This is a genomic window from Runella zeae DSM 19591, assembly GCF_000423565.1.
Taxonomy (GTDB): domain Bacteria; phylum Bacteroidota; class Bacteroidia; order Cytophagales; family Spirosomataceae; genus Runella; species Runella zeae.
In genome coordinates, this window is the sequence record NZ_AUIF01000078.1 from 1 (window position 1) to 10175 (window position 10175).

General features: G+C 38.3%; 7 protein-coding genes. 3 read left to right on the top strand and 4 right to left on the bottom strand.

What is annotated here, in order from left to right; translation table 11 throughout:
• Positions 1–1306 (bottom strand): tetratricopeptide repeat protein (locus tag G563_RS35130; protein ID WP_037327318.1); only part of this gene is annotated, 1306 nt, incomplete at its 3' end.
• A 267-nt stretch (positions 1307–1573) separates the two neighbouring features.
• A complete protein-coding gene (locus G563_RS0117600) occupies positions 1574–2551 on the bottom strand; it encodes a helix-turn-helix transcriptional regulator (protein WP_028666470.1) in 978 nt (325 codons plus the stop codon).
• Between the two features lie 360 nt (positions 2552–2911).
• On the opposite strand from G563_RS0117600, the gene G563_RS0117605 reads away from it, so the two are divergent.
• The gene (locus G563_RS0117605; RefSeq protein ID WP_028666471.1) at positions 2912–3622 is read left to right on the top strand and encodes a LytR/AlgR family response regulator transcription factor; all 711 of its coding nucleotides are present in this window, start codon (positions 2912–2914) and stop codon (positions 3620–3622) included.
• Positions 3623–3825: 203 nt separating this feature from the next.
• Positions 3826–4602, top strand: a complete 777-nt coding sequence (locus G563_RS0117610) for a sensor histidine kinase (RefSeq protein WP_169579778.1) — start codon at positions 3826–3828, stop codon at positions 4600–4602.
• Positions 4603–5130: 528 nt separating this feature from the next.
• Here the strand turns inward: G563_RS0117610 and G563_RS35135 are convergent.
• Positions 5131–7407 (bottom strand): SdrD B-like domain-containing protein, encoded by a 2277-nt coding sequence (locus G563_RS35135; protein WP_169579779.1) that lies wholly within the window; start codon positions 7405–7407, stop codon positions 5131–5133.
• Between the two features lie 453 nt (positions 7408–7860).
• Here G563_RS35135 and G563_RS0117620 point away from each other — a divergent pair, with 453 nt between their 5' ends.
• A complete protein-coding gene (locus G563_RS0117620; protein WP_028666473.1) occupies positions 7861–8406 on the top strand; it encodes a helix-turn-helix transcriptional regulator in 546 nt (181 codons plus the stop codon).
• Positions 8407–8567: 161 nt separating this feature from the next.
• Here G563_RS0117620 and G563_RS0117625 read toward each other — a convergent pair.
• On the bottom strand, positions 8568–10175 hold a 1608-nt coding region (locus G563_RS0117625; protein WP_028666474.1), incomplete at its 5' end, for a DUF11 domain-containing protein.

Consider the following 10175-nt stretch of genomic DNA (forward strand, 5'->3'; position numbering starts at 1 on the left):
CCCCTGCCATATCTTGAAAGCTACTCAAGGGGCGGCGCAAATCGTGAGCAATAACGCCAAAGAGATAATCACGAGCTTGATTCAGTTTAAGAATTTCGTCATACGCTCTCTGAAGTTTAGCATTGTTTTGACGTAGACGGTATCCAAAAAAACTAACACCTATAAAAGCTAATAGCAGAGCAAACCCTAACCCCAAATAAAGTTGATTTTGAGTTTCAGCTAGTTCCTTTTGTTGTTGTAAAATCTTATTAGCAGCCTCTTTTTTCTCTACTTGATACACAACAGTAGCTTCCTGAAGCTTTGTCTCAGCATTGACTTCGGCAAATTTTCCCGCGTAGGTATAAATACTATCGGCCCAAAGTGCTGCTGCTTGGTATTTTTTTTGACCTACCAACGACGCGTGTATACCTGTGCAAATGTCCATATACATGCGCCAGAGGTTTCCTTTACGTACTTCCTTCAGGGCTTCTTGATATATTTTTTCTGCCTCCACATACTTTTGTTGGTTTTCATAATACAAGCCTAGGTTTATCAATGTGTGGGTAGGCACATTCCTCGTATTTTTTTTATAAATATTTATTTCATCTATGATCGCTCGTACGGACTTTGCATAATCGTGATTAGTTTCGTAAACAATGGCACTGGCATTTATTAAAAATGGAGCATAGACTTCATATTCAGGGAATTGCTTGATTATGGTCAAGGCTTTTTCAATTTCCGAAATTATTTGATTACTTTTACTTACAAATGACTCTCTCCCATAAAAACGCACCAAAGCGTAGCCATAAAGGATTTTTAATTCAGGGTTGGTTGCATCTTGACACACTTGCATAGCTTCTTTCAAATATGATATCCCTTGCCCAGTTATGGTTGAATTTGCTCCCTGTGTACTCCTAGGAGATAGCATTCCCATATTAAGCAAGGCTGAAACCATCCCAATGGAATCACTGTGCGTTTTATAGAAATTATAAGCAGTTTTACTACACAAAAAAGCATCATCGAAATTATTTTTTTTTGCTTCTTGGTGAGCTTTAAAATATTGATAGTGACCTTGAAGAGCAGGATAGCGGGAAATCTCCTTTTGAATCTGTGAAAAATACACTGTATCACCTTTTATTTTCCATAAGAGTGTGCTTCTTTCTAGGCTCAGTAAAGTTGAAAGCCTTTCCAATCCCTTTTTAAGAGGAAGGGTAGATTTTAAACTGTCCACATTAGCGGTTATATAAATTTTCCCCATGGGAGGCACTTGAGCATAGAGATGCATGGTTGAGACCATTATTATGGCCCATAGTAGGGTACTTTTCATAAAGTAGGATGTTAGAGTTTTTCAGAAAACGGTTTTGTAGCTTTATATCTACTAAGTTGGACGAAATTTACGATTTCAAAATATGACTTTTATCATGTTTTGAGTTTTTTTTTCAAAAACATTGCTCCCCCCTCCCCAGCATAGAGGCCGGGCAGGGGGGAGCAATGCCCCTAACGGAGTACTGAAGTATGTTTTAATCCTCTTAACCTCTCACAAATACGAAATATCACCTCAACTACACACCCCTTCTCTTCTAAACTCCCCTTGTTAATCAAAAAAAACAACTGCTCCCGATACAGAAGTACCGGTAAACTTTATACCAAACATTTTTTTGTATTTGGGAGGTATTCTTTTGGTATCTACCCCACTTTCTTTTACTTTTCCAGGAGTAGTATCAAATACTTTTTTGAAAACTGAAATTAGTTTATTAGGCTGAGAGTATCCAATCATCTTCGAAATTTCATTAACGTTATGCCCTTTCAGCAAAAGGTGTAAAGCGTAGTGCATTTTTACTACTAAATGCGCTTGATAAAAACTACAATCGTATTGACTTTTAAAATGTCTTTTGAGGGTTGATACATGTACTCCTAACTCTTGCGCTACCTCTTCAAGTTTGGGAGTCGGTGATGTCGGGTTAGAAATATAGCGGCTGAAAGTGTCTGTTTTTTCAGGATTAACAACTCTAGGTGGAGGAGAATCTGCCAAAAGATATCTAGGAGGAAAAGCTTCAAAATAAATATCTCTCTTGACAATATCATTTAACAGAGAAAGCAAACAAGAAAGAAAACGTAAATATTTAACGTGTACGTTGCTATCCTTTTTCCGTTTAAGTGCTATTTCCCATTCCATGTAGTTAACAAGTAGCTCCATAAACCTTCCTTTTAGACGCATGAGCTGTGTTAAGTAAACCGCGATGTCAGTTTCATGAAAAGGCAACGCAGTACGTAACCCCCCCAAAGTATTCTGTAGCCAATCCCAAGGAATATAGATAGTAATAAGCTGACTATCAGGGGTCAGCAAAATAGTCTTTGAGGTTTCACAAACTTTACTCATAAAAAGCGATTTAGTGGTCATGGTTTTATGAGTGTTATATATTGTAACCGTATCTAAAGGCTGATGGATTAAAAAGCCTTCAAATTTATTAGAGGGAATGATTGGGGTAGGTTTCGACAGGTTTTTTATGAGTAATACTATCGGCCCTTCTTCATTAAAAATATGAGTATTTTCCTTCACTAAACTTTCCATAATTATCTACATTTTTACATTTCTATAACACATACTCTGCCTATTCTCATGTAGAAAACAATTTTGGAAAAGCGAAAGGGGACAACCTACCGTGAAAGGTGATATAGTTATAAAAGAATGTTTTTGGCTTTGATATTTCTCTTTTTTTGAGAATTGAATAGTACACCTTATCAGCCTATCTGTAGTATTAAATCAGCACATACCTTTATGATATACCTAAAAGACCAACCAATCTGTACGTTTAATGCACTTTGTCACCATTAAACGCACTTCATAGTAAATCTTGGTGACTAAATACCTAGATTGGTATCTAACTTGAAGTAAATATTATCATACCTTACTTTTAAAATTACAACCTCTATGAATATTCTTATAATAGAAGATGACCTGCTTTGGCAACTTAAGCTTCAAATGACGGTAGAACAATTGTTGATAGGTGCAAAAATATCAATCGCAGATTCCCATGAAACAGCCAAAACGCATTTGGTTAGACAACTCCCGGATTTAATAATAGCAGATATTATTTTAAACGAATCTACAGTTTTTGAACTTTTTACTACTCCTTTCAAAAAAATTCCGATTGTCTTTGTTACTGAATTTCCTGAAGATGAACTTTACACTCGTGCAGAAGCATTACCCAATGCCACTTTCGTAGCAAAGCCTTTTCATAAACTTACCCTAAAAGCAGCTATTAGCATCGTTTCTCGTAGAGCAGGAGTTACTCTTTTGGATGAAGGAAGATTCTTACCTGTACTCGATAAATACCGCCGACACCTCAACTTGCCACTTTTCAAAGTTCTTTGGATTGAATCAGACGGAAACTATTCCATTGTCAATACCACTGGTCAAAAGTATATAATAAAAAAATCCTTAACTACAATGTCCTCTTACCTTGATGAATACTTTGTACAAGTGCAAAAATCTTTCATCATCAATAGTAAGTTTATTCATCAAGTCGATATGGGAGCAAATACTATTGACTTATATGGGCACGATATTCCTATTGGTCGTCGATTTAGAAAAGACTTTTTAGACTTTTGGCGTGAAAACGGTCATAAAAACGCTTTTTAATCCTTCACAATCATCTCAAAGCCTTAATGCCGTTTACCTTATCTTTTTGACCTAATCGTCAAAAAGATAAGGCTCTTTCTTGCCCTTCAATCATTCTTTTATATAGATATATTCTATATTTTATATATATTTAATTCTATTTGAATATGATTAATTTGAACAATGTACTTTATTGGGTAATAAGTGGATTTACATTATTACTTATGTTACTATTAATTCTATTATTAGTAATAAGTAAGTTGAGAAGTAAAAATCTAGAGCTTCAAAAAGCCCTAACCGAAATCCAAAGGCTTAATAAAGCTAAAGATTACTTTTTAAGCATTATTGCTCATGACTTACGACGCCCCCTAAGTACGCTCTACGAAATGGCCGAATTGGCCGATTATTATATCAAAACTCATAGATACGACTCCCTTCGACAAGTCTCAGTATATATAGATCAGTCAGGGAATAAAATTAGAAATATGCTCGATAATATGGTTCATTGGGCACTATCCTACGAAGGACGCTATGAGCCTGAGTCTTTGATACTTAAATCTAAGATAGATGTAGTGTTAGCGCTTTATGACCAAGAAATAACCAAGAAACAAATACATGTCGATTATCAGGTACCTCCTCTCCTTACCGGATTAGTGGACAGTAATGGATTTGAACTAGTCGTACGAAATTTGATAGACAACGCACTCAAGCACCTTCCTCCCAAAGGGAGTCTGCGTATTGAAGCTAAAGAAATTTCATTGAGTACTGTTCAACTCCAAATCGCCGACAATGGTAGAGGTATTGCTCGAGAAAAAGTAAAAGAATTGCAATATGTACTTGCTAAAGCGGATGAGCTTGTACCAGGCCAAGTTGGACGTACACTAGGAATGCTTATCACAGGTCGATTTGTTAAAATCAATAAAGGTACTATCTTAATTGAAAGCGAACTTCAAAAAGGAACCACACTTACAATTACTTTCCCGCGTAGTATTGAAAGCTAAATTTTCCAGAGAGTTTAGCTTTCAATACTTAGACTAAGCCGAGCTTTTTAAGTAGCAACCCTGGGGGATTTTTATAGTTTTTTTTAGACTGATAAAAAGTTATTTTGTTTGTCTTTAATTCGGTACTTTTCAGGTAGTTACAAGACACTACAAATAATCACAAAGTTTGTGTTTTGCGTGCGCGAGGAAAACATAGCTTCTAAGGTGAAAAGGGATTAAGGGTTTAAGTAGTTAGTGATTAAAACAAAAAAAACAAGGAATCTACGACAACATAGATATTGAACAAACTAAAATATTAGTTAAAATGGGGTTAAATTATTGATTATCAGAGCATTATTGTTCTTGGTATTAAATTTAGTAATTTGGTACATTAAAATAACTTTTCATCAGTCTAAAGTAATAATCCTATTAGTTATAACTTTTTTGCTTCTAACTATACTAGTATCCCCAACTATTTGGATAACAAGGTGTTATCCAAATAGTTGGGGATATTGTTAAATGCACAAGCCTTTTAAAAAAAACTAAATCTCAAGGAATTTTTATAATGCTGACTGGTACACAGTCTGGTGCACACTCCTTGATTACGATACCTATATCTAGATTGTGATTGGTTTCGGCATTATTTCTGGTCGAAAATACAATGACAGCTTGATTTTGTTGCGGGATTGCGTCAGAATCTCGGATAGCTGCTGTCGTACCCCCTACTTGAAAAAGAGAGATTGAAAGATTATCTTTCATTGGACCGGCTGCTGCACCGTGATTTTGTATTTCGATAGGGGTGTCCTGTAATAAAGACATCCGAATTTCATAGTTATGATTCCGTTTCAAACCACTTGAGACGTTGTAATCATTAAAATAATACAAGCCTTGACTATTTGTAGTGATTCTCCCCACTTCTGTTGCGGCATTAGCCATATCATGCAAAGTCAACACTACCCCTTCTATCCCCTTTTCATTAGGTTGCTGTATGCCGTCTTTGTTTAAATCGAGCCATACTCGATTGCCAATTTCGAGGGGCGCTGGCGAACATAAGTCTACTATATCTCCGATTCCACCTGATTTACCCAAAGTCCCGGGATTGACGGAATAAAGAGCATAACTTCGGTTTCGTTTTCCATTTTGAGTATTGTAAGTCACAAACCCAGTAGCTAGATAGTAATGATGAAGTGGGTCCATGGCCGATACTAAAACTTCTGGTACTCCAGCAAGTTTGAGGATCGCTCCGTTGAGGATTTCACCATGCCCTACTTTTTCTTGTCCATTTAACCAATAGTCTTCACAAAAAAACTCCCCCCCTCCTGGTCCAGCGCCTGTATTTATTCCACACCCAATAAGATTGCCAGATACACCATTGTTTTCTAGCGTAAAGCTTCCGTCTTGATTCAACTGAGCGCGTAGAAAATCGCCACTCATAAATCCATAATAATTTAGGGTATCATTTTTTGCAATCCCTGGTTGATTTTGCCCAGTCTGTAGTCCTAATCTATCCATAAAAGCCAATAAAAGTGAGCCATCATCATCAAACTCAATATCTGACAAAATAGGTTGAGGATGTACAGCAAAAGCATTTTCTGGATCAGCCGCTCCTAATGGATAATTACATTGCTTCGGAAAAACCTTCGTCCAAGGCTGCCAAGATGTAATAGTATCACACCCCTGCGTGTTGTCAATAGGGCCTCGAGGGTAATCTAGGCCAAATTCAAACAGATTTTTAAATTGGGTTAGTACGGGGTCAAATTCATAAACGGCCGCCTTCAAATCAGTCTTTTTTTGGGACGTTTCGGCCGTACACACTACTCCCACATAAAATTTACCTCGGTAATATTTTAAAGCCCAAGGAACATAATCATTGGAGGAGCAATTAGGGTGGGGAATGACATATGATTTGACATCTGCAGTAGCCACAGTAGGAATCACCAAAGGATTGCCTACTTTTAGTGAGTATAGTTTTTTATCATAAAGATTCACCAAAAACATTCTATCTTGGTATTGCTCTAACTGAGTTCCGCCAAGTCCTACTTTGCCTGCCATATGAAAAGCCAACGAATCTCGACTACGTGCAAGTTTATCGGCAGGCAAAAGATTGATTCCGGTTTGTGAGTCAAGGTGAGGATCAGGCCCTGTATCTATTCCTAAAGATTTAACATCTATAAAAGGATTAACCTGTTTATTACTCATATCAATGGTATAAAAACCTCCCGTTCCCAAAGGACCTAAACCCACATGACGACGGGTCATGGCGCCTACCAACAACAAATTAGAAGCTCGCTGATATGCAGCTACCCACACAGAACCTATGTCTTTGGTCTTTGCCAATTTTTCCATCGAAAAATCATCAGTTCCTGCTAAGCCTTGAGCTTGATAAGAAAAATCCACCAAAGCTGGATCGTCGGCAGCAGAGCCTCCTTTCAGAGGATCCCCCATGCTATAGCAAGCAGTTACAATTTTTGTTTCATTAGGCGACTGGCAAAATTCGTCGTCGTTTATAATTCCTAAATTTACTTCCGCTGAAGGTGATTTCACAAACTGTACGTTGGTTCCACTTTGTGGCCCCGCCAACCCCGCCGAAAAAGTAGCAGGGAATTTAGAAAACTCTACTCTGACGATACTGTCTTTGGGGGCCTGAATCGCCGTAAAAGAATAATTACCATTGACGTCAGTACTGGTAGTATAATGGGTATTCCCTAAATGAATGCTTACTTCAACCCCCTTTACGCCTGGTTCAAAGATATTTGTTTGGGTTAGGAGCCCGTCAGCATTGATATCTTTATAGACTTTCCCGGTTATTTGAGCGTTTGCAATCACTACTGGCCCTAGTAATAAAAAAAAGGCTATCCCACATTTTTTTAATAGTACTGTAACAAGTAGATCATTTTTTTTTCTTGAGTCCATAATAATTATAGGTAAACTATCTATGTTCTCAAGCCATCATTTATTATACCTTAGTGAGGAAGACTGCTCAATTACTTGCAAGGAGAGGGTATAATCGACAATAAAGGTACACGAATGCAAATAAAATACTCACAAAGACTCAGACTTATTAATATTAAGAATATATACCAAGATATTTTAAATAATTAAAAAATATAATAAACAACCTGCATTAATTATATTTTTTTCAAATTAAATGTATACCATTTTGTAAAATATAACCCTTTCTTGCAGTTTATCACCTTTTAGGTGTGTTTTAGTTTCTATTAGCATTATTATTGGTAACTTTATTTATAAAAATTAAAGATTAATTTAATCCCTACTTTTATGAGCGCGTTGTATCACTTGAATCAAAATTCTACTGAGGATAATTTAATAAATATTGTTTTACAAGTCAATGCCGACAATTGCACTGAACTTATCCAACATCTAGTCAATCTAAAGCTAGACTTCAAATTCTACTCCTCTCATAATAAACAAGTTATAAATGAAGAAAATAAATTTCCATATGTACCTAACTCTTCCATGAAGAAAATAATGGAGACCGTGTATCACAAATATATTGTAAATAATATTGAGAATATACCTCCTACCCAAGAGTCGATTGCCAATGAATTAGGTATTAGCTATGGGACATTCAAAACCCATTTTAAAGAGGCCTTTGGAAAGCCTTTTTATCAACTATATACTGAAAAAAAAATGGAATATGCAGCTCGTTTACTTATACAAGGATTGAAAGTTGTTCAAGTTTCTGACCGAATCGGCTATTCACACCCTATTAAATTCAATAAGATGTTTCAGAAACATTTTGGTATTACTCCCAAAAAATTCCAGATGACTAAATTTAAAGAAGCCCGTACCAAATCCCTTTAATCAAACCTCCCTATCACCCTACTTTGTTAGATAGCCCTCCAAAGAGGGCTATTTTTTTGTAAGCATTACGATACAGGAACTTATATCACTCAGCTAAAGCATGAGGGCGCAAAAAAACACTCCGCTCATTTGAACGGAGTGTCTAACAATCAACTAATTACTTATTTCCTTTTCTTGTTAATGGTAAAAGGAATACAAATATCAACAGGGCAGCAATTCGTACCCGCTTCGATGATAATCGGACAACAACCCTCTGCAGGACATGTATTGCTGGTTGATGTATAAGTGTACGTACCCACCTCGCTCAATAATACAGTATTGCCTGTCGAAATAGGGGTAGTTCCACCGTTTTTAAACCATTTCACATTTGTATACTGAGCAGGTACACTCGCCTGTACTTTCTCTCCTACACACAATTGCATTGGTACCGTAAAACATACTCGGTCGATATCGTCTTCTCCTTCAGTGCCATTGCCTGGCGTAGAATCCTCATCAGGTTCGTTGGTTTTGCTGATCTCGGCCTTATTGAACCAAATGCCTCCAAGCAGTACTTTCACCCGAATTCTCAGCGTTACCGTATCGCCATTGGCCCCAACATTGCCAATAACCCATTGGTGCGTCGTGGGATTGTAGCTGCCTCGCGTCGCACTGCTACTCACGTATTCTACCCCTGCACTCAAGGTATCATTCACTTCTACTCCTGTCGCAGGCGTGGAAGATTCGTTCCATACCTTCAAGGTGTATTCTACCTCATCCCCTACTTTCGCTTGTTTTTTGTTGATGAGCTTTTTCAAAGCCAAATCAACTTTCTCCGTGCTGCAGTATACCGCAGGGAAAACAATTATTTTGTCGGCACAGCCCGTCTTCTTAACCGTCAACGTCACATTTGTTCCCGTCGGCAGACCTATCACCTGCCCATTGCTGACCGTGCCATGACTGCTCATTAACGTAGCCCCCGGACTCAATACGTAGTTTAAATGATAGCTGCTGCTGCCATCACATACCGGACCGCTCACGCTCAAAGAAGGGTTCTCACATGGATCACTGCAATTGACCGGCTTGGGAACAATATTCGTCGATACACAAGTACCGTCGGTAGCTCGAATCGTCAAGTCTTGACTAATTGGGATATTAATCACGCTATTGCCACTAATCGTCCCTGCACTCACCGTTACTGTACCACGATTCGCGTAGAAGCTCACGCTGTAGGTATTGTTGCCTTCACAAGCTGGCTGACCTACAATCAACATAGGAAGCGTACAGTTGGGATTGGTCTGACAGCTGGCGGGTCCTTCTATGCTCAGACTTGTCACACAACCCGCTGATTGGGTGGCGGTGATAGTCACGTTGGTTCCTACCGGAATGCCCGTGATCATGCCGTTGCTGACTGTGCCTGCACTGGCGGTTACGTTCGAAACGCTGCTGTAGTAAACCACACTGTAGGTAGTGCCGCTACAAACAATATTACCCGTGGTCAGGATCGGTTTGATACATAAAATATTGATCACTTCGGGATCGGAATCATCTTGGTCGTTGCCGTTTTGACCGTCTTCGTTAATGACGTCGTTCTTAGGCGTACCATCGTTGTTTGGATTGTTATCTGGACTGCTGTCTACATCCGTGCCACCCGTTGCACTGCTGATCTCAGCCGTATTCGTCAGGCTGCCTGTCACACCCGCGTTCACCGTAAAGGTGATGTCGCGCGTGGTGCTAGCTCCCGCCGCCAAACTCCCAATCGGTGTGTTCAAAGTAGCTATGCCACCTGATAC